Origin of the sequence: Muriicola sp. Z0-33 (genome assembly GCF_026126425.1) — a bacterium.
Taxonomy (GTDB): Bacteria; Bacteroidota; Bacteroidia; order Flavobacteriales; family Flavobacteriaceae; genus JAFMPW01.
This window is the reverse complement of the sequence record NZ_JAFMPW010000001.1, coordinates 366,587-386,099: the sequence shown is the minus strand read 5'-3', so window position 1 is coordinate 386,099 and position 19,513 is coordinate 366,587. Positions and strand designations below refer to the sequence as shown.

The following is a 19,513-nucleotide window of genomic DNA, read 5'->3' as shown; positions in this document are numbered from 1 at the left end:
ATTATAATTGAATGAAGACTTCCCTTTTTTGTATACTCCTTGTAATCTCTTTTAGTAATCTGTTAGGTCAGGAATCTGTTCAGGACTCTGTGACTTACCTGGATGAAGTGATCCTTGTAGACCCGGTAAAAAATAAGGCAGCCAAAGGAATAACAGCCTCCAATGTTATTAAAGGAAAGATTTTTCAAAATCAAAGCCCAATAGATTTTGCCGCTACCATAAACCAGATCGCAGGGGTGCATATGTTCAGCGGCGCTCTAAATACTAACAGGATCACCATAAGAGGTGTGGGTGCCAGAACACCCTTTGGCACAGACAAGATCCGTCTTTATTACAATGATATCCCAGTGACAAATGGTACCGGGTTTTCAACAATAGAAGCTTTTGACCTGGAAAATCTCAATGCTATTGAAATTATCAAAGGACCAAAAAGTGCGGCTTATGGCACCAATCTGGGTGGAGCCATGCTATTAAGAACCACAGAAGTGGAAACCACGGGAACTACAGTTTCGAACAATTTTACCGCGGGGTCTTATGGCCTGATAAAAAATAACCTAAGTCTTTCTCATGCTGATGAAAAACTGAATTTCAATATGCATTACGGACATATGTCTACCGATGGCTACAGGGAGAATAACTCCTTTGACAGAGACGGGTTGTTGCTAAATCTATCTCGTATTATAAATAGTAAGAGTACCGTATCACTCCTGGTAAATTATATTGATTATACGGCCCAGATACCCAGTTCTTTAAGTCAGACTGCATTTGATGAAGACCCTACCCAGGCTGCATTTACCTGGAATGCATCCCAGGGGTTCGAAGCAAATAAGTACACGCTTGTAGGGCTTTCCCATACTTATAAATTCAACGAGAAATTTAGGAATACGACAGGATTGTTCTATAGTTATCTAGACCATTATGAACCAAGGCCTTTTAATATTCTGGATGAGTATACAAATGGATATGGCTTTAGATCCAACTTTTCGGGAAACTTCGATCTCAATGGGCAGGAAGCCACTTATAACTTCGGGGGGGAGTTTTACAGGGACGAGTACAAATGGCAAACTTTTGAGAACCTCTACAGGGACAATAATGGCAATGGCAGTCTTGAGGGAGATCAGATTAGCAACAACAAGGAATACAGAAGGCAATTTAATGGTTTTGGGGTGATTACCTTACCCCTTTCGTCTCGACTCAAAGCGCAGGCCGGTCTTAATATCAACAAAACTCATTATGACTTCAGAGATCTTTTTACCATTGGAGCAGGCAATAAAAATGCAAAAAGGAACTTTGATCTACTAATATTGCCCAGTCTGAGCATGGAGTATGGATTAGGGGGAGGAAGCAGGATATATGCTAATGTGAGCCGTGGATTCTCTAATCCGAGCCTTGAAGAAACCCTTACTCCGGATGGACTTATTAATCCGGAAATAGAACAGGAGACGGGAACAAACTATGAGCTGGGAACTAAACTGTTTTTTTGGCCTAAAACTAATTTATGGTTAGACATTACTTTCTATAGAATGGATATTAAGAATTTGCTGGTAGCACAACGTGTAGGCGAAGACCAATTTATAGGGAAGAATGCCGGAAAAACCAGACATCAGGGGATAGAATTACAACTTGATTACCGATTTAATTTAGGCAACAACACTACCCTCTCCCCCTCCGTGGGGTATACTGTCAATGACCATAGCTTTAAAGAATTTGTAGATGGTGACGATGATTTTTCTGGTAATCCTTTAACCGGCGTTCCAAAACACCGGCTGCATTTTAGCAGCAGATTGGAGCACAAGAAAAAGTTTTATTGGACGGCCACTTATCAATATGTGGATGATATACCACTAACCGATGCCAATAGCTTGTCTAGTGATGCTTATGGAATTTTTAGCAGCCAAATGGGGTATAATACCTCCGTTTCCGAAAAACTATCATTAGGTATCAATATAGGGGTGAACAATATTTTTGATACTACCTATGCCCGGTCTGTATTAATTAATGCTGTTGGATTTGGCGGCAATGCGCCCCGTTACTTCTATCCTGGAAATGACAGGAATTACTACGGAGGCGTACAACTGGCCTACCGATTGTAATAATAATTAAACAGCTACTCAGATTTTTTTAAGCCAATATTTCATATCTACTTCCTGAGATATGATGGTACTGAGCTCCTGGATCAGAACTCGTTGTTGCTCCATAGTATCTCTATGCCTTATGGTTACTGTTTTGTCTTCCAGCGTCTGATGATCTACAGTGATGCAGTAAGGTGTACCTGCGGCGTCTTGCCTCCTGTATCTTCTTCCAACAGCGTCTTTCTCGTCATAAATAACATTAAAATCAAATTTCAAGTCGTCTATAATTTGATGCGCTATTTCAGGCAACCCATCCTTTTTTACCAAGGGTAATACCGCTGCTTTAGTTGGTGCAAGTACTGCCGGAATTCTTAGTACAGTTCTTGATGTGCCATTATCTAATTCTTCTTCCTGTAATGAATTTGAGAATACTGCCAGGAACATTCTATCTAACCCAATTGAAGTTTCCACAACATAAGGCACATAATTCTCATTGATTTCCGGATCAAAGTACTGGAGTTTTTTCCCCGAATACTTTTCATGACTTCCAAGGTCAAAATCAGTTCTGGAATGTATGCCTTCTAATTCCTTAAATCCGAAGGGAAATTTAAATTCAATATCGGCCGCAGCATCTGCATAATGGGCCAACTTTTCATGATCGTGAAATCGGTAATTTTCTTCACCCATCCCTAGTGAAAGATGCCATTTAAGTCTGGTTTCCTTCCATTTTTGGTACCATTCTTTCTGAGTCCCGGGTTTAATAAAAAACTGCATTTCCATTTGTTCAAATTCACGCATACGAAAAATGAACTGACGCGCTACAATCTCGTTTCTGAATGCTTTTCCAATCTGTGCAATACCGAATGGTATTTTTAATCTTCCCGACTTTTGAACATTCAGGAAGTTCACAAATATTCCCTGGGCAGTTTCGGGTCTGAGGTAGAGATCCATGGCGGTATCAGCAGATGCCCCAATTTTAGTCCCGAACATTAGGTTAAATTGTTTTACGTCTGTCCAGTTTCTTGAACCGGACAAAGGACAGGCAATTTCTAATTCCTCTATAAGGGCTTTTACGTCTGCTAAATCTTCGTTTTCAAGAGATCTTCCCAACCTTTTGAGAATGGTCTGTGATTTTTCCAGATACCCAAGTACTCTGGGATTGGTATTAAGAAACTGCTCCTTATCAAAGGAATCACCAAACCGTTTGGCTGCTTTGGCTACTTCCTTATTAATTTTTGTTTCAATTTTCGCAACATGATCCTCTACCAGTACATCTGCCCTGTATCGTTTTTTTGAGTCCTTATTATCGATCAGGGGATCATTAAAAGCATCGATATGCCCGGAAGCTTTCCAGGTAGTAGGGTGCATAAATATCGCAGCGTCTATCCCAACGATATTATCATTCATTTGCACCATTGCCTTCCACCAGTATTCACGGATATTCTTCTTCAACTCCGCACCATTCTGGGTGTAGTCGTAAACCGCGCTTAATCCGTCATAAATTTCACTGGATTGTACAACATATCCATACTCCTTGGCATGAGATATTACCTTTCTGAAATCATCTTCTTGTTTCGCCATTCGGCAAAAATAGAATTTTAGTCAAAAAGATGGTTTAAATTAACTCGATTTATTTCAATTGAAATTCCGCTGAAGACAGTAGTTTTTCATCTTCAAAAACATTAAGGGTATAAGTTCCCTCGGATAAGGAGCCCGCAGGGATGGTGATAAAATCACAAACGAAGATCTCTTCACCCATATAAATAAGCTCAACTCTCTTGCTGTATATATTCCCATTAACCGAGATTGTATTTGCATTATCCTCGATTACTCCCATATTTGGACCTAGAAATTGAAAGTATATTACGCGTTCCTGACTCCTGGCATTTGGATCGTCTGTAATTGTTACACAACCGCGAAGCTTTTCAATAGTTGAAGCCTTATTGGTCTTAATTGGTCTTCCTCCGCGCAGGCGAAAACCATTCCCTTCGGCATTCTGTAGTTTTAAATAATTCTTGATTTTAAGTTCTTCACTTAATTCTTTATTCTTTTTACGGAGTAGCGCTTCTGCTTCAGCCAGTGAACTGCTCTTCCCTCTAAGCTCGTCAATCATTTTACGGGTTTCCTCGTACTTATCGGCAAGCTGCATGTTATTGTACTTAAGGAAGTTATTTTTGAGCTTTAAGCTATCATGTCTGGCTTCAAGCTGACGCAGTTCCTTTTTATACTCTCTTAATTTATCAACCGTGAAATTTAAACGCCCTACTGAATCTAATAACTGTTGCACCTTATATCTGGAATCTTGCAGTTCTATTTCATTAACTTCATTTAAAGCCGATAGTCGGTCAACTTCGGTTTTCATCAATGTAAGATCCTTAACTAATAGCCCTTTTTCCTCCTCCAAATAAGTGATTTGAGTCCTGGATTGGGCATAACTGTAGTAAAAGGCGATGAGAATGCCAATAATGACAGCAACCAATGCCGCAAGGATGATTTTATAGTTGAATTTGTTATCTTGAATGTCCATGCAATAAGGGCTAAGTTATAAGTAGGGATAAATAAGATTTGATGTATTCTAAGCTATCAAATATAATAAATGATATCAACACAATCATGATGCCAAGGTTGTGTTTTGGATGTAATGTCCGATTATATCGAGGAGAACAACACTTGTGTACAGTTTGTCGTGATCAATTGCCACTTACCGAATACAACTTCACGGAGGAAAATGCCATAGATCGGATTTTCTATGGTCGTATTCCCATCAAAAAGGCTGCTGCCATGCTGTTTTACGAGGAAAAAGGAATAGTTAAAAACCTCATACATTCTCTGAAATACAAAGCACAGATACCTATTGGTATATTCCTAGGCGACTGGTACGGTCTCCTATTAAAAAAAGACCCTGGGTTACCGCCTATAGATTTGGTTATTCCGGTGCCACTGCATAAACGAAAACTCCGTAAGCGGGGTTTTAATCAGGTAGCTGCATTTGGCAAACGAATTGCCTTTCATCTGGAAGCACAATATGAAGATACTTTGCTTTTAAAAACGAGCAATACTAAAACGCAAACTAAAAAGAACCGTTTTTACAGGTGGCACGGAAATCAGGATCTATATACACTGACAGAACCAATTAAGGCCAATAATAAAAGCGTTTTGCTGGTTGATGATGTCATCACCACCGGCGCCACATTGGAGGCATGTACTAAGGCTCTAATGCAAAGCTCAGGTACTTCTATTTATATTGCCACAATGGCCATGGTGCCATAACTATGATAATAAGAAATGACTTATTTATTATAGGGTTTTTGAATTTTTGGAAATGGAGATTTACCAAAATAGTCGTTTCTTTGCGGGATAGATTTTGAAATGGGATTTTTAAAGCGCATTGTATCCGGCCTTTTTATATTTTTTCTGGTTTTTGCATTGATGCAATGTGCAAAAAGAGGTAACCCTACGGGAGGCCCCAAAGATGTGACTGCTCCCGTACTTATAAAATCCGAACCTGAAAATTTCAGCATTAACTTCAATGCTCAAAGGATTAGATTGTATTTTGACGAATATATTAAGTTAGAAGACGTACAGAATCAATTGATTATATCCCCTCCACTTAAATACAATCCTCAGATAAGTCCACAAGGAGGAGCCAGTAAGTATGTGGAAATAATTATCAAGGATACTTTAGAGGAAAATACCACTTATACCCTGAATTTTGGGCAGAGCATTGTAGATAACAATGAGGGAAACCCAAACAGCTTTTTGAACTATGTTTTCTCAACAGGCGACTATTTAGACTCGCTCACGGTTTCGGGAGTGGTCAAAGATGCATTCAACAAAGATGCTGACGAATTTATAAGTGTGATGCTTTATGCCATTGATACTGCCTATACAGATTCGACAGTATATAAAAGCCCCCCAAACTATATTACCAATACCCAGGATAGCACGGTCATTTTTGAACTTAAAAATTTAAAAGAAGGACGGTATGCTATGGTGGGGGTAAAAGACGAAAGTAAAAACAACCTGTTTGATCAACTGACAGATAAGATTGGATTTGTAGAGGACACTATTACACTCCCAACAGACTCTATTTTTCTTTTAACCCTTTTCAGGGAAATCCCGGATTATAGCGTTCTTCCGCCAAATTATGCAGCGAGTAATAAGATCATCTTTGGTTACAATGGAAAGGATGAATCCTTGAAAATAAGCCCCCTAACAGTTTTACCAGACTCTATTAGGACCTTGGTGAGGAAAGAGGTTGAAAAGGATAGTTTAAACTTCTGGTTTACCCCGTTTGAAGTTGATTCCTTGATATTCATTGTTGAAAATGAAAAGAGAGCACAAATAGATACTTTTGTTGTTAAACCCAGAAAACTGGCGGCAGACTCCTTGATTCTGGATCCTTCTCATCGTGGAAATATGAACCTGGAAGAAGAATTTAGCATTGAGGCCAATATACCTCTGGTAGCTCTTGATTCTACCAGGATTTCTATGATAAACAAAGATTCTATAGCGGTTGATATAGAGGTAACACTAGACACTTTGAAAAACAAGATTAATTTTTCATTTGATAAAGAACCCAATGAAAACTACAATCTTGTGCTCTTACCTGATGCGGTAAAGGATTTTTTTGAAGCTACTAATGATACATTAAATTACCGTTTATCAACAGGTAGTTATGCGGACTATGGCAACTTAAGTGTCAATGTAACAGGTCCGGTGAGTTTTCCCATGATTGTACAACTGGTAACAGAAAGGGGAGAAGTAAAACGTGAAATCTACTCAACGGAACCGCAGTTGTACGAATTCAATACTATTGAACCAGCTAATTATCTTATTCGTGTAATTTTTGACACCAATAAAAATGGACAATGGGATACGGGTAATTACCTTAAAAAAATACAACCTGAAAAGGTAAGTTATTATCCAAGAGCCATTGAAATCAGGGCCAATTGGGAAAAAATAGAGACTTTTACTGTATTACCAAATTAAAGGAATCCTTATCTCCCAGAAAGTTGAGCTTATCTCGCGTTGCTGTAATATGCTGCCGCTCTAAAGTGGTGTATACTACGGTTTCATCTTCTGTAAAACAAAGTTGGTTCCCCAGACAGTCATAAGCGGCGGAATGACCACAATATTCATAGCCATTGATGTCTTGCCCTATCCGGTTTACTCCTATGCAATATGCCATATTCTCTATGGCCCTTGCCTTTAATAATGTATCCCAGGCATCGATTCTGGGTTTTGGCCAGTTGGCAACATAGATTAAGGCATCATAATTTTCGGTGTTCCTTGCCCATACTGGAAACCGTAGATCATAACAGATCATAGGACAAAGCACAAAGTTCATATATTCTACAATTAATTTGGCTTTGCCAGCCTCATAAACCATGTCTTCCCCTGCCAAAGTAAAAGTGTGCCTTTTATCGTAATGAACAGGAGCGGCTTTATCACTCACAAAAAACAACCGATTGGTATATTTTTGGTCTTCCCAAAAAGAAATACTTCCCATCAGTGCTATTCCTTTATCTCTGGCAATAGATTTCATCCAACTTACTGTTTTCGCGCCCTCGTCATTTGCGATGTTTTCCGGGGTCATCGTAAATCCTGTGGTAAACATTTCCGGCAGGACTACCACATTGGTATCCTCTGAAATATTGTTAATCAACTTCTCAAAATTCAACCTATTTTGCTCCGGATCCTCCCATACGAGAGAAGATTGTACCAGTGCCAATTTTAATTTGTGATTCATGCCTTAAAATTAATCAAAATAAAGGTGGGAAAAACCGGCTGATAGCCCACTTAAATATAAATTATATCTCAGTTCCCGCCTTCTTTATCTCCTTGTTTTACAAAAAGTGCCTATTCAGGGTAATATAGTATAGATAGTTGAAAATCTAGTTGTAGTAAACCTCTATTAATCCCTGGAGATTTGCAAAATAAACCTACTTAATAATTATCATGGAAATAACATCAATTATAGGAAATATCGCCGCTACGCTCACCACAATGAGCTTTTTGCCTCAGGCCGTTAAGACCATTAAGTCTAAGGATACCGGAAGTCTTTCTTTTCCCATGTATCTAATGTTTGTAATGGGTGTCTTGCTATGGCTTATATATGGCACTTTAAATAGACAAATGCCTATTATAATCGGAAATCTGGTAACACTGCTTCTTGCAGGGATTATCCTTATGTTTATGTTGAGGGATCAGCTTAGAAAAAAGAGGAATCAGGATTCCGGATCAAGAATATAAGAATATCTTAAACAGCAAATTCTAATATTTGGCTTCCAGCACATCTATAAGATTCGGTGTGCCCTGAAGTTTTGCATGGTCCAGGGCCGTATTTCCCCTGGCATCTTTAATGCTGAGTTCTGCCCCATTTTGCAATAGCAATTTTGCAATTTCTAACTGGTTGAAAGTAACGGCGTAAATTAAACTGCTGGCACCCATTGCATTCTGATGGTTAATGTTGGCCCCTTTTTCAATAAGCATTTTAACCACAGGTAAAAAACCCTTAAAGCATACGCCCATCAATGCCGTATTGCCAGAAGAATCCACATCATCAATTTTTGCCCCATGCTCCAGTAATAATTTCACCAACTCCTCATGTCCATAATAAGCTCCTAAAATCAATGGTGTCGATCCCCGTTGATCTCTGGCATTTACCCAAGCAGGGTTTGTAGTTATCAATCCAAGAACGACATCTAATTCACCATTCCGAATTGCATCAAAATAAGCAGTTGTATCTTCCATAGATAAGCAATTTAATAATTAGGTACTTTAAGCTTTCACCCCTTCAAATTCTGCTTATCGCCAGAAGCTGAACTGAGTCTTACAAAGTTATCCCGACCTGATCTTAAGATAGTATTTTAAACTATAGATAATACTTATAGCCTAATAATATAAATCAAAGTTTTATTTATACTTTTCCTGCTGTAAATTGATACATTTACTGAAGAACACACCTAAAATTAAAAGCAATGGAAAAAAAAGAAATGAACTCCCCTCATGGCGATAATATGGATATGAATGATCCCAGTAAATGTCCCTTTCTGGGCGGATCATTAAATCAGAGTGCCGGCGGAGGGACAACTAATCAGGACTGGTGGCCGAACCAACTGAGATTAAATGTACTTCGACAGAATTCTTCTCTTACCAACCCCATGGATGAAGATTATAATTATGCTGAAGAATTCAAATCGCTCGATTTGGATACTGTAAAAAAAGACATTGTTGAGGTCTTAACCACCTCACAAGATTGGTGGCCTGCAGATTATGGCCATTACGGACCTTTTATGATTAGAATGGCATGGCACAGTGCAGGAACTTATCGAATTGGTGATGGCCGAGGAGGAGCGGGCTCCGGATCACAACGTTTTGCTCCCTTAAACAGTTGGCCAGACAACGCTAACCTGGACAAAGCCCGATTGTTATTATGGCCTATTAAGAAAAAATACGGAAGGAAACTTTCATGGGCAGACCTGCTAATACTTGCGGGGAACTGTGCTTTAGAATCTATGGGTTTTGAAACCTTTGGTTTTGCTGGCGGCCGTGAAGATATTTGGCAGCCCGAAGAAGATATCTACTGGGGCTCCGAAACAGAATGGCTAGGTGACGAAGATAGATATTCCGGAGAACGTGATCTGGAAAATCCTCTGGGAGCATCACATATGGGGCTGATCTATGTTAACCCTGAAGGCCCTCAGGGACAACCAGACCCTGTTAGGGCGGCTCACGATATTCGGGAAACATTTGGCCGTATGGCAATGAATGATGAAGAAACAGTGGCGTTGATTGCCGGTGGGCATACCTTTGGAAAAACACACGGTGCTGCAGATCCGGATAAATATGTTGAGGCAGAACCTGCGGGAGCCGGCATAGCCGAACAAAGCCTGGGATGGAAAAACAACTTTGGGACCGGCCATGGAGCGGATACCATTACCAGCGGTATAGAAGGCGCCTGGACCACTACCCCGGCAAAATGGAGTGATGACTTTTTTAAACACTTGTTTGAATACGATTGGGAACTTACTAAAAGTCCGGCTGGAGCACACCAGTGGCGTCCAAAAAATGAGGCCGGTGCTGGGACCATTCCCGATGCTCATGACCCAACTAAAACTCACGCACCATTTATGTTGACCACGGATCTATCTTTAAAGGAAGATCCTGCTTACGAAAAAATCTCTCGTCGTTTCTACGAAAATCCTGAAGAATTCAAGGATGCATTTGCGCGTGCTTGGTATAAACTGACACATAGGGATATGGGACCGGTTTCCAGATATTTAGGCCCGGAAGTTCCAAAAGAAGAATTGATATGGCAAGATCCAATTCCTGCGGTAGATCATGATTTGATCGATGCTGCTGATATAGCTGATTTAAAAAAGAGACTTCTTGCATCTGGCTTGTCAATATCACAATTGACTACAACGGCATGGGCCTCGGCCTCAACATTTCGTGGGTCTGATAAAAGAGGAGGTGCCAATGGCGCAAGAATACGTCTTGAACCACAAAAGAATTGGGAAGCCAACAACCCTGGAGAGTTGTCAAAGGTCTTAGAGACCCTGGAGGCCATCCAGAATGAATTTAACAATGCCCAGAGCGATAATAAAAAGGTATCCCTGTCAGATCTGATTGTTCTTGGGGGATCTGCCGCTATTGAAGAAGCAGCTAAGAATGCAGGACATGATGTAAGTGTAGCCTTTACACCGGGCCGAACTGATGCTTCACAAGATCAGACAGATATAGCATCATTTGAAGCTCTGCAGCCTAAGGCTGATGGGTTTAGAAATTACAGGAACGCTACCCACCAAAGTTCGGCGGAAGCTATGCTTATAGACCGTGCTCAGCTTATGAATCTTTCTGCCCCTGAAATGACTGTACTAATTGGGGGTATGCGCGTGTTGGACACCAATTATGACAAATCCAGACGTGGTGTATTTACAGATCGGAGAGAAGTCCTTACCAACGATTTTTTCGTGAACCTTCTGGATCTGGGTACCAAATGGGAAAGCACTTCCGAAGATGATAATTTATTTGCTGGTCGTGATCGTACCAACGGTGCAATAAAATGGACGGGGACAAGAGTAGATCTGATTTTTGGTTCCAATACGGAACTAAGGGCCCTCGCAGAAGTTTATGCAACCTCCGACTCTGAAGAGAAGTTTGTAAGAGACTTTGTTTCTGCATGGACTAAGGTGATGAACCTGGACAGGTTTGACCTCGACTGATATATAGTAAAATTGTTTAACTTTAGGATTATATAATTAAAGGTGGCTCTTCCCGAGCCACCTTTATGTTTTCCTATGGTTTTATCTTTGCTTTTGAATCAATTTCACTTATCCTCTTTCACAAAAGAGTAAACAAAAAAGACCACTCCTAGTTCCCTGATAATAAATGAAATGGAAATACGTTGTACTTAGGGCACTGTAACAATATTACTAATATTTATTACTGTATTTTCTTACATATATAATTTTTAGTAGTAATTTAGAATTGAGAGCACTAATAAACCAATTCAGACCTTGGAGGCAATAACCACAAATTACCTAATCAAAGATTCACCGGCTGCGGTGGCTGTTTTAGATCGATCTCTCAAATTCATATGTCATTCCGATATATGGCTGAAAGAATTTGCCATTAATGAAACCGATATAATCGGTAAACATTACTACAAGGTAGATTCTAACCTTCCTGAAGAGTTAAAGCAAATTCATCAGGATTGCTTAAAAGGCAATACGAATATTAATAAAGGCAAAAAATTTATTGGTGCAGATGGCCATGTACAATGGCTAAAATGGAAAATTAATCCCTGGACAGATCAACAAGGCGATATTGGTGGGCTCATCATTGTTCAGGAAGACATCACAGAAATAAAAAGAGAGGAAGAATTGCTTCTCATTGCAGAAAGGGTAGCCAAAATAGGAGGATGGGAAGTAGATCTTATTAAGAACGAAGTTTACTGGACCGCCGTTACCAAGGAAATTCACGAAGTTCCGGCAGATTATGTTCCCAATCTGGAAGAAGGTATCAACTTTTATAAGGCAGGGGCATCCAGAGATGAAATAACAGCCCTTGTTGCCGATGCTATTGCTGAGGGAACCCCCTGGGATACCCAATTGCAATTGGTGACCGCAAAAGGCAAAGAAATATGGGTTCATGCCAAAGGGAAAGCTGAAATTGTCAATGGAAAATGCATCCGGCTATACGGTACTTTTCAGGACATCGATGAAAAAAAGAAAACAGAACTAAAATTCAAAGAAGCAACAGAGCGTTTGGCAATTGCTACAGATGGAGCAGGGGTAGGTATCTGGGATTATGACATCGTTGAAAATAACCTGGTTTGGGACGACAATATGTATCACCTCTACGGATTAAATAAAGCTGATTTTTCAGGGGTATATGAAGCCTGGGTAGCCAGCATACATCCGGATGATCTGGAACGCTGTACCAGGGAAATTGAGATGGTTATTTCTGGCGAAAAGGAATTTGATACCGAATTCAGGGTAGTATGGCCCAATGGGGAGGTCCGATTTATCAGGGCTATTGCTGTAACACAGCGCGACCATGATGGGAAAGCCCTTAAAATGATTGGCACTAATTGGGACATTACCGCATTAAAAAGAACTCAAATAGAACTTAAAAAGAGTGAAGAATCTTTTACCGGGGCATTTGAAAATTCTGCAAGCGGGATGGCCATTCTAGATCTGAATGGCAAATTGGTTCGGGTTAATTCTAGCCTTTGTTTAAGTTCTGGATATTCGGAAGAGGAATTATTAAATCTCACATTTCAGGATGTTACCCATCAGGATGACCTGCAAAGGGATCTTGAGCTACTCGATAAAATAACTAAGGGGGGCTTAGAAACTTTCCAATATGAAAAACGTTTCTACCATAAAAATGGAGAAATTGTTCATACCATCGTCACGGTAACGGCCATAAAAGATATTGGAGGAAACCTTTCTCATTTTATTGCACAATTACTGGATATTTCTTCAAGAATTGAAGCTGAGAAACGACTTACAACCCTAATTAATGTAACCAAGGAGCAAAACAACAATTTGCTGAACTTTGCACATATTGTCTCTCACAATTTGCGGTCGCATGCCAGTAATTTATCTATGCTAACCGGCTTTCTCCTTACTGAAGACAGCGAAGAGGAGAAGAAAAATCTGGAAAGCATGCTCAATAATGCTTCCGACAGCCTAAATGAAACTGTACAACACTTAAATGAAGTGGTACAGGTAAAAACGGGTGCATTAGACAAACTAAACAGCATTAGTTTAAAGAACGCCGTCAACAGCGTTGAAAAAAACATAAGTGCTCTCTTAAAAGAGAAAAAAGCCATATGTAAGATAAATATTCCAAAGTCGCATTTTGTAAATGTTGTACCCGCCTATTTGGATAGTGTCTTACTTAATTTATTTACTAATTCTCTGAAATATTGTGCTGCAGACAGACCGCTTAAGTTATCGATCAATGCTGCTAAAAAAGACGGTTATGTTGTACTTAAATTTAAGGATAACGGTCAGGGAATTGATCTGGAACGACATGGTGATAAGATATTTGGAATGTATAAGACATTTCACAAACACAAGGATGCCAAAGGCATAGGACTATTCATAACCAAAAATCAAGTGGAGGCAATGAATGGCAAAATAGAAGTGGAAAGCAAAGTAGATGTGGGCACTACTTTTACACTGCATTTTAAAGAAGGTTAGCCCGTGACGATGAAGAATTAGCGGTATGAATAAGATTCAAAGTTCATGTATCATAGACGATGACCCTATTTTTATATATGGGACAAAGCGAATTATGAAAGAGGTGCATTTCTGTGATGATGTGCTGGTATACAGCAATGGGCAAGAAGCCATAGAAGGACTTACAGCCATAAATGAACAGGGTGACGTTCTCCCTTCTGTAATTTTTTTAGACCTCAATATGCCGATAATGAACGGCTGGGAATTTTTAGAGCTTTTTACAAAACTCCCCAATCACAATATAGACGATGTAACCATATATATTATTAGTTCTTCTATAGATCCCAGAGACCTTGAAAGGGTCCAGAACTATAACATCGTCCATAATTATATCTTAAAACCCATTACTCATAAAGACCTGGAAGGAGTAATGGAAGCACTTGAACAGCACTGATCACCTTATTCCCGGAGAAAAATCTTCTGGTGCATTTTGAGGGAGTTTAATGGTTCCCATAGCACCGGTGTCATTGTAGATGGTCCATTCTTCAAAATTGAAAATTGGGTTTCCTTTCACTATTTCCGGTTTCCGAATTGCTCTGCCGTCTTCAAATTCATGATTGGTACCAGACCCGTCTTCGCCAACAATTCCAAATACATCTATCACCACTCCAAAAGGATCTACTAATTCCAGATTGTCATCACCATTGGAATCTGCAGGACTATTTGTCCCTGCGCCGACATCCGGACTTTTCTTATAGACCAGCTCAAATTCCTCGGGATTCGGTGATATCACCAGCGTACTTTCAGCAGGAATCACATATCCGGCAAGCTCTATTATAGATCCAACCGTTGTATTATCATTGGTATACCTTCTTAACAACCAGCCATCTAAGCTAATTTCATTTGATTCTGTATTGTACAATTCTACAAATCTGGCTTTACTATTGTTGTCAGGATCAGCGATCTCGGTAATAAATACCTTCTCAGTGCTTACCTCATTCAGAGTAGATTTACATCTTTCTCCTGTAAAATTAATGTCCAATGTATCCCTTATGATTAACTGATAATTCCTGTTTTTTTTGTGTAGCACTCCAGTTATACTGCCATTTCCTGAAGGCATTTTAACATGTTGAAAATCTGAAAAGCCGCTATTTAGAAGTTGAAGAATATTATCTTCACAATCTGTCAAATTCCGCTCTGTTTCTTTCGCATTAATAGCATATATACTGTCTTGCTCTTCCTCTATTAGTTCCAGATGTTCTAAACTAACCAGAGTATTTAGCATTCTGTCATCCAAATCATTAATAGCAACCTGTAATGGTCTCAAATCTCCAGCTTTTTCACATGACAGGAAAATATGTTCCTGAGCTTTATTTGCGGGTAGTCTCCCAACCGTCTCTGCACCGAAAACATTTAAAACGCCTCCAATTTTATATATCGACTTACTTTTCCCTAAATACAACCCTTTAAGTTTTATCAGGATTTTGGCACCTGCTTTATAGAATAGGTGGGAGTCTGTTAAATCCACCTGGATTTGTATCCCTTCAGTTGGGAAATCAGGATTATCTTGAATATGCAGCGAACCAAAAATATTTCCAGCTCTATCAGACGAAATAACATAGCCTTCAATAACAAGGTCTTCTTGAATTTGAATCGTAATATCCTCATATAAAAGTTTAAGTTCAATGAGCGAAATATTAGCGGATAGTACATCCGAACAACCTTTATCCGGTTCCTTAAACTCGCGTTCCTGTACACATCCGGAGTAAAGGACGAGTAGTGCTATCCCAATACATATTTTTATCACAGTAATCAGACATTTATCCATAGTAAATATTTAAAAACTCACGGCTAGATTTAGAAAGAATGTTCTCCCGAAACCATACCAGTATTTTGGCCCAAATGAAGGCGACCCTCCAAGATTGTCATGAGCTAATTGATTGAAATTGCCATTTCTGCCTTGCTCATATCCCCCTGTCTTAAAGACAGTATTAAACACATTATTAATACTAACAAAAACACTGATGTATTTCCCGTCAGAAAGCCAGGACTTTCCTCCCGTTATATTTAAGAGGTAAAAATCAGGAAGTTTATTTTGCTTCAGAAGTTGAGCAATTTTTTCTTCTGAAGCATTAGTAGCTATATGAGAAGTTTTAGGATCCAGAAGAAAACTCGAAGTCCTCCTTATATTAGAAATACTAACATAATTATTAGCAAGATGATTGGCGGTCATGCCTAGCCACCAGTATTTTGGATCTCGGTAATCCAGTCCTAGTGAATATGCTTTTTGTGGTCCCTGAGGTAGTTTGTAATCTTTAATAGTTGCCATGCCCAGATCTGCATAGCCTTTTTCTGAGATTATATCATTCCTCTGGCCGTTAGGGTCAAAATAGATGTTTATTTGTGGGTCACCGGCAAATAGATACTTAGCCACTGATCCTGCAAAAGTAAGACGTACCGCTGAGGACATCTGATATGCACAACTTATTTCCAGCCCTAAATGCAGTTTGTCCATATCGGTGATCACCTCCTGAACAAAATCGGATCCCAGTCCAGTATCAACAAAGAAGAAGTTGATGTTCATGTCATCCTGAATTCTGGTATAATACCCGGTAATCCTGCCTTTTAAATCCTGAAAACGAAAATGATATCCCAGATCGATACTGCTAATTTCAGCGTTGGAAATATTAGCTACAGTAGTATTATGTTCTCTTGGATTAATAAATGTATTCTTTAAAGTAGGTGGCCTTTTGAAATAAGTTGCATTGACAGCCACCCAATGTCTGGCTGAAAAATTAAAAACAACACCAGTTTTAATACCAAAATTTAAAAAATCAACCACTTTACTTTTCCCAAGTGAATTTTGAGGGTAACGTTCATTGAGATAAATTCCTTTTCTATAAAAGGAAGAGCGGATCAATCTTCCAGAAATAAAGGCATCCCATTTTTCCTTAACCAGCTTTAGCTGTAAAAATCCATCTATTTCCTTCGCATTGAAATTATAGTTATAGTTGAAGATGTCTCCCGGTTCTTTTGTTGTATTTCCTTCCAGATCATTCAGAGTATTTGAAAAGGGATCTATATCATCATGCCTCTGAGCTCCTAATAAGTCATTAATTCTGGAGTAGTTTTTTGAGTTAGACTGTCTAAAGGTTATCCCTGCGTCTAAGTTTAATGCGGGACTTGGTTTTAGGTTTACTGTACCCTTAAGAGAGAATATCCCTTCATCAACCACATCATCGTATAAGAGATAAGAAGCGCTTCTATCCTCATTTTCCAGAGTGTTTACACGGTATATCCTATCCCAGTCAATTTGAGCATTTTCTTTAAACCCCTCTTGGGCCAAAGCAGCATTGGAAAAATTAGGGCCAATAGCACTATTGAAGTAATAACTTGGCAAGTATCTGTAATACGTTGGATCTGGGTTTGGGGCATTGAAGTAGCCCAATCTGCTTTTTGTTCTACCTCCTATTTGATAAGCTATTCCCGTATTGAGCCTTATTTTCTCCGATAAATGGGAATAGTTAAGCATCAAAATAGGTTCTTGTATTTTTCGTATTCTGGAATTTCTTACTTTACCATTCTGATATCCCCAAAATGGATTGTACCTGCTTCCTTCCAGTGTAAAAACCTCATCGGTTATTGCTGCGGATTGTCCCCGTGTATTAGAGGCAAATATGGCCGTCAGATGTAAGCTATTCCTTCTATTTATAATGTGTTCGAGACTTCCAAAAATAGAATACGCGCTATAGAAAGTCCCTTCCACAAATCCCTCGTTCCCCCATCGCCGGGAACCTGATATGGCATAGGCCCATCCTTTGTCTGATTTACCCGAATTGTAGGTTGCCATTAACCTGCCAGCGTAAGTTCTGTTGGCAACGGAGGCAGACACCCTGATCCCTGGTCGTAATACACTAGGTCTGGTATCAATATTTGTTACCCCCAGAAGCTCCCCAAAAGACAGCCTGGCTGCTTTTAGCCCAAAACTCAATTCCTGGTTTCTGGTAACATCATTAAGGCCACCCCAATTATTCCATTGGGCCCGCCCATCTGATAATTTGTTCATTTTGTGTCCATTCAGCAATATTGTGGCTTCGCGGGAATCGTACCCTCTTATCTTAAAAAAGGCCTGACTAAAATCAAATGCTGCGCGACTTAAATAAATATCTCGCGTTGCCTGCAAGTGGGCCGCACCGGATATTACCTCCTCGTCATTTGAAAGTTCAAGTTCGTTTAGGGTAATAAGGTTATCTGTTCTCTCTTTAATAATATCCCGTTCCAAATGAATCTTACCAATGTCTAAATCTTCATCAGCCAATTCTATCGGAAAACGTTTTTCGACAAAATCTAAAGCCGTGATCCGCAGGGTATATGCCCCTTTGTTTAACCCTGTCAAATAAAATTTCCCCCCTGCATTTGAACGTTCCTGATACAAGGTCCCCTCAAGATATATAGTTGCATTAGGAATAGGTCTTTAAGAGTGGTCATCTATAAGCTCCCCAAACAGAGATAAATCTTGCAAGGCAGACAATTGTACCAAGGATAATACGGCATAACACAAGCTTAGAATTCGCATCGAAAATCCAATTATAAGATTACATTGATAATCACAGTTCGAAAATATTGATGCACACTGCAAGTCCCTTGCGGCTGCTCTTCCTAGCTTTAAACATTCATTAAAAATGATACTCTCTTGAAGTATTTAGGAATTTTCTGTCTGATGTTATTATTCTTGTTCTGCCAACAAGATGATACTTCATATAAACAATTCACAGTGCGGACGATAGCGTTTTACAATGTGGAAAATTTGTTTGACACCATAAATGACAGTCTGGTGTATGACGACGATAGAACTCCTCTTGGAAAGGACAGGTGGACCACAGAAAGGTATAAGAAAAAAATCGGAGATATATCCAGGGTTATCTCTGAGATTGGCCAGGATATAACAGGTTCATCACCAGATCTTATCGGCCTGTGCGAGGTAGAAAAACAAGAAGTTGTTGAAGACCTGATACATCATCCTAACCTTGTTGGTGGTAATTATGGTATAGTGCACGTAGATGCTCCTGATGAGCGTGGAATAGACGTCGCATTCATCTATAAAAAGTCTGTCTTTTTACCGATGTCCTTTAGTAGTCACCGTTTGCTTTTAATGGATGAAGCACAGGAAAGAGACTATACACGTGATCAATTGGTAGTGGGTGGTAAACTGGAAAGTAAAGAAATACACCTTATTATTAATCATTGGCCTTCAAGAAGTGGTGGGGAAACTCGGAGCAGGCCAGGGCGAATTGCAGCGGCACGCCTAACCAGGAGAATTAAGGATTCTATCTTGTCCGTATCTCCCGATTCGGGAATTATCATAATGGGCGACTTAAATGATAATCCAACGGATATCAGTCTTAAAAATGTATTAGGTTCCCTGCCAAACAGAGATAGATTACAAGCCAATGATTTATTCAATCCCATGGAAACTTTATATAAGAAAGGGCATGGTACTCTGGCCTACAGAGATGAGTGGAGTCTGTTTGATCAAATCCTATTGACAGGGAATTTAGCAAACAAAAACTCAGCCGAATTATCATTTTGGAAAGTGGGGATATACAACCCTGCCTATTTAATAACACCAACTGGCAGATTTAAAGGCTATCCCTACAGAACCTATGCCGGTGGCACTTATACCGGGGGCTTTAGTGACCACTTCCCGGTATATATTGCTATGCTAAAAGCTGTGGATTAATA

14 protein-coding genes are annotated in these 19,513 nt (G+C 39.5%); 8 read left to right on the top strand and 6 right to left on the bottom strand.

Annotated elements, in window-relative coordinates; genetic code table 11:
* Nucleotides 1–11 precede the first annotated feature (11 nt).
* On the top strand, nt 12–2,093 hold the full coding sequence (locus tag J1G40_RS01675; RefSeq protein WP_265240536.1) for a TonB-dependent receptor family protein: 2,082 nt from the start codon (nt 12–14) through the stop codon (nt 2,091–2,093).
* Nucleotides 2,094–2,111: 18 nt separating this feature from the next.
* Here the strand turns inward: J1G40_RS01675 and J1G40_RS01670 are convergent, their stop codons facing one another.
* Nucleotides 2,112–3,653 (bottom strand): glycine--tRNA ligase, encoded by a 1,542-nt coding sequence (locus tag J1G40_RS01670; RefSeq protein WP_265240535.1) that lies wholly within the window; start codon nt 3,651–3,653, stop codon nt 2,112–2,114.
* 49 nt (nt 3,654–3,702) lie between these two features.
* Nucleotides 3,703–4,599, bottom strand: a complete 897-nt coding sequence (locus tag J1G40_RS01665) for a hypothetical protein (protein ID WP_265240534.1) — start codon at nt 4,597–4,599, stop codon at nt 3,703–3,705.
* 41 nt (nt 4,600–4,640) lie between these two features.
* On the opposite strand from J1G40_RS01665, the gene J1G40_RS01660 reads away from it, so the two are divergent.
* Together J1G40_RS01660 and J1G40_RS01655 are read left to right on the top strand one after the other, a co-directional pair.
* On the top strand, nt 4,641–5,342 hold the full coding sequence (locus J1G40_RS01660; RefSeq protein WP_265240533.1) for a ComF family protein: 702 nt from the start codon (nt 4,641–4,643) through the stop codon (nt 5,340–5,342).
* 99 nt (nt 5,343–5,441) lie between these two features.
* Entirely contained in the window at nt 5,442–7,064 is a 1,623-nt protein-coding gene (locus tag J1G40_RS01655; protein ID WP_265240532.1) for an Ig-like domain-containing protein, read from the top strand.
* Here the strand turns inward: J1G40_RS01655 and J1G40_RS01650 are convergent.
* Entirely contained in the window at nt 7,045–7,824 is a 780-nt protein-coding gene (locus J1G40_RS01650; protein ID WP_265240531.1) for a nitrilase family protein, read from the bottom strand. The genes J1G40_RS01655 and J1G40_RS01650 overlap by 20 nt on opposite strands.
* Nucleotides 7,825–8,033: 209 nt before the next feature.
* Between J1G40_RS01650 and J1G40_RS01645 the strand changes: the two genes are divergently transcribed.
* Nucleotides 8,034–8,327 carry a SemiSWEET transporter gene (locus J1G40_RS01645; protein WP_265240530.1) on the top strand — a complete coding sequence of 98 codons (294 nt, stop codon included), beginning with the start codon at nt 8,034–8,036 and terminating at the stop codon, nt 8,325–8,327.
* A gap of 21 nt (nt 8,328–8,348) precedes the next feature.
* Here the strand turns inward: J1G40_RS01645 and J1G40_RS01640 are convergent, their stop codons facing one another.
* Nucleotides 8,349–8,828, bottom strand: a complete 480-nt coding sequence (locus J1G40_RS01640; protein ID WP_265240529.1) for an ankyrin repeat domain-containing protein — start codon at nt 8,826–8,828, stop codon at nt 8,349–8,351.
* Between the two features lie 227 nt (nt 8,829–9,055).
* Between J1G40_RS01640 and katG the strand changes: the two genes are divergently transcribed.
* The 3 genes from katG (at nt 9,056) to J1G40_RS01625 (ending at nt 14,225) form a co-directional block, all read left to right on the top strand.
* Nucleotides 9,056–11,302 carry a catalase/peroxidase HPI gene (katG, locus tag J1G40_RS01635; RefSeq protein ID WP_265240528.1) on the top strand — a complete coding sequence of 749 codons (2,247 nt, stop codon included), beginning with the start codon at nt 9,056–9,058 and terminating at the stop codon, nt 11,300–11,302.
* Between the two features lie 294 nt (nt 11,303–11,596).
* The gene (locus tag J1G40_RS01630) at nt 11,597–13,792 is read left to right on the top strand and encodes a PAS domain S-box protein (protein ID WP_265240527.1); all 2,196 of its coding nucleotides are present in this window, start codon (nt 11,597–11,599) and stop codon (nt 13,790–13,792) included.
* A gap of 25 nt (nt 13,793–13,817) precedes the next feature.
* Complete coding sequence (locus J1G40_RS01625) at nt 13,818–14,225, top strand: response regulator (protein WP_265240526.1); 408 nt, start codon at nt 13,818–13,820, stop codon at nt 14,223–14,225.
* Here J1G40_RS01625 and J1G40_RS01620 read toward each other — a convergent pair whose 3' ends face one another.
* Together J1G40_RS01620 and J1G40_RS01615 are read right to left on the bottom strand one after the other, a co-directional pair.
* Nucleotides 14,226–15,599: a DUF5689 domain-containing protein gene (locus J1G40_RS01620; protein WP_265240525.1), complete on the bottom strand. Its 1,374-nt coding sequence runs from the start codon at nt 15,597–15,599 to the stop codon at nt 14,226–14,228.
* 9 nt (nt 15,600–15,608) lie between these two features.
* Nucleotides 15,609–18,167 carry a TonB-dependent receptor gene (locus J1G40_RS01615; RefSeq protein ID WP_265240524.1) on the bottom strand — a complete coding sequence of 853 codons (2,559 nt, stop codon included), beginning with the start codon at nt 18,165–18,167 and terminating at the stop codon, nt 15,609–15,611.
* A 297-nt stretch (nt 18,168–18,464) separates the two neighbouring features.
* On the opposite strand from J1G40_RS01615, the gene J1G40_RS01610 reads away from it, so the two are divergent.
* Entirely contained in the window at nt 18,465–19,511 is a 1,047-nt protein-coding gene (locus J1G40_RS01610; protein WP_265240523.1) for an endonuclease/exonuclease/phosphatase family protein, read from the top strand.
* Nucleotides 19,512–19,513 lie beyond the last annotated feature (2 nt).

Bases quoted from the DNA above. Each gene is read 5' to 3' on its own strand.
- katG (WP_265240528.1), top strand. From the start codon at position 9,056: ATGGAAAAAAAAGAAATGAACTCCCCTCATGGCGATAATATGGATATG.
- J1G40_RS01670 (WP_265240535.1), bottom strand. From the start codon at position 3,653: ATGGCGAAACAAGAAGATGATTTCAGAAAGGTAATATCTCATGCCAAG.
- J1G40_RS01645 (WP_265240530.1), top strand. From the start codon at position 8,034: ATGGAAATAACATCAATTATAGGAAATATCGCCGCTACGCTCACCACA.
- J1G40_RS01675 (WP_265240536.1), top strand. From the start codon at position 12: ATGAAGACTTCCCTTTTTTGTATACTCCTTGTAATCTCTTTTAGTAAT.
- J1G40_RS01665 (WP_265240534.1), bottom strand. From the start codon at position 4,599: ATGGACATTCAAGATAACAAATTCAACTATAAAATCATCCTTGCGGCA.
- J1G40_RS01640 (WP_265240529.1), bottom strand. From the start codon at position 8,828: ATGGAAGATACAACTGCTTATTTTGATGCAATTCGGAATGGTGAATTA.
- J1G40_RS01655 (WP_265240532.1), top strand. From the start codon at position 5,442: ATGGGATTTTTAAAGCGCATTGTATCCGGCCTTTTTATATTTTTTCTG.
- J1G40_RS01625 (WP_265240526.1), top strand. From the start codon at position 13,818: ATGAATAAGATTCAAAGTTCATGTATCATAGACGATGACCCTATTTTT.
- J1G40_RS01660 (WP_265240533.1), top strand. From the start codon at position 4,641: ATGTATTCTAAGCTATCAAATATAATAAATGATATCAACACAATCATG.
- J1G40_RS01650 (WP_265240531.1), bottom strand. From the start codon at position 7,824: ATGAATCACAAATTAAAATTGGCACTGGTACAATCTTCTCTCGTATGG.
- J1G40_RS01620 (WP_265240525.1), bottom strand. From the start codon at position 15,599: ATGGATAAATGTCTGATTACTGTGATAAAAATATGTATTGGGATAGCA.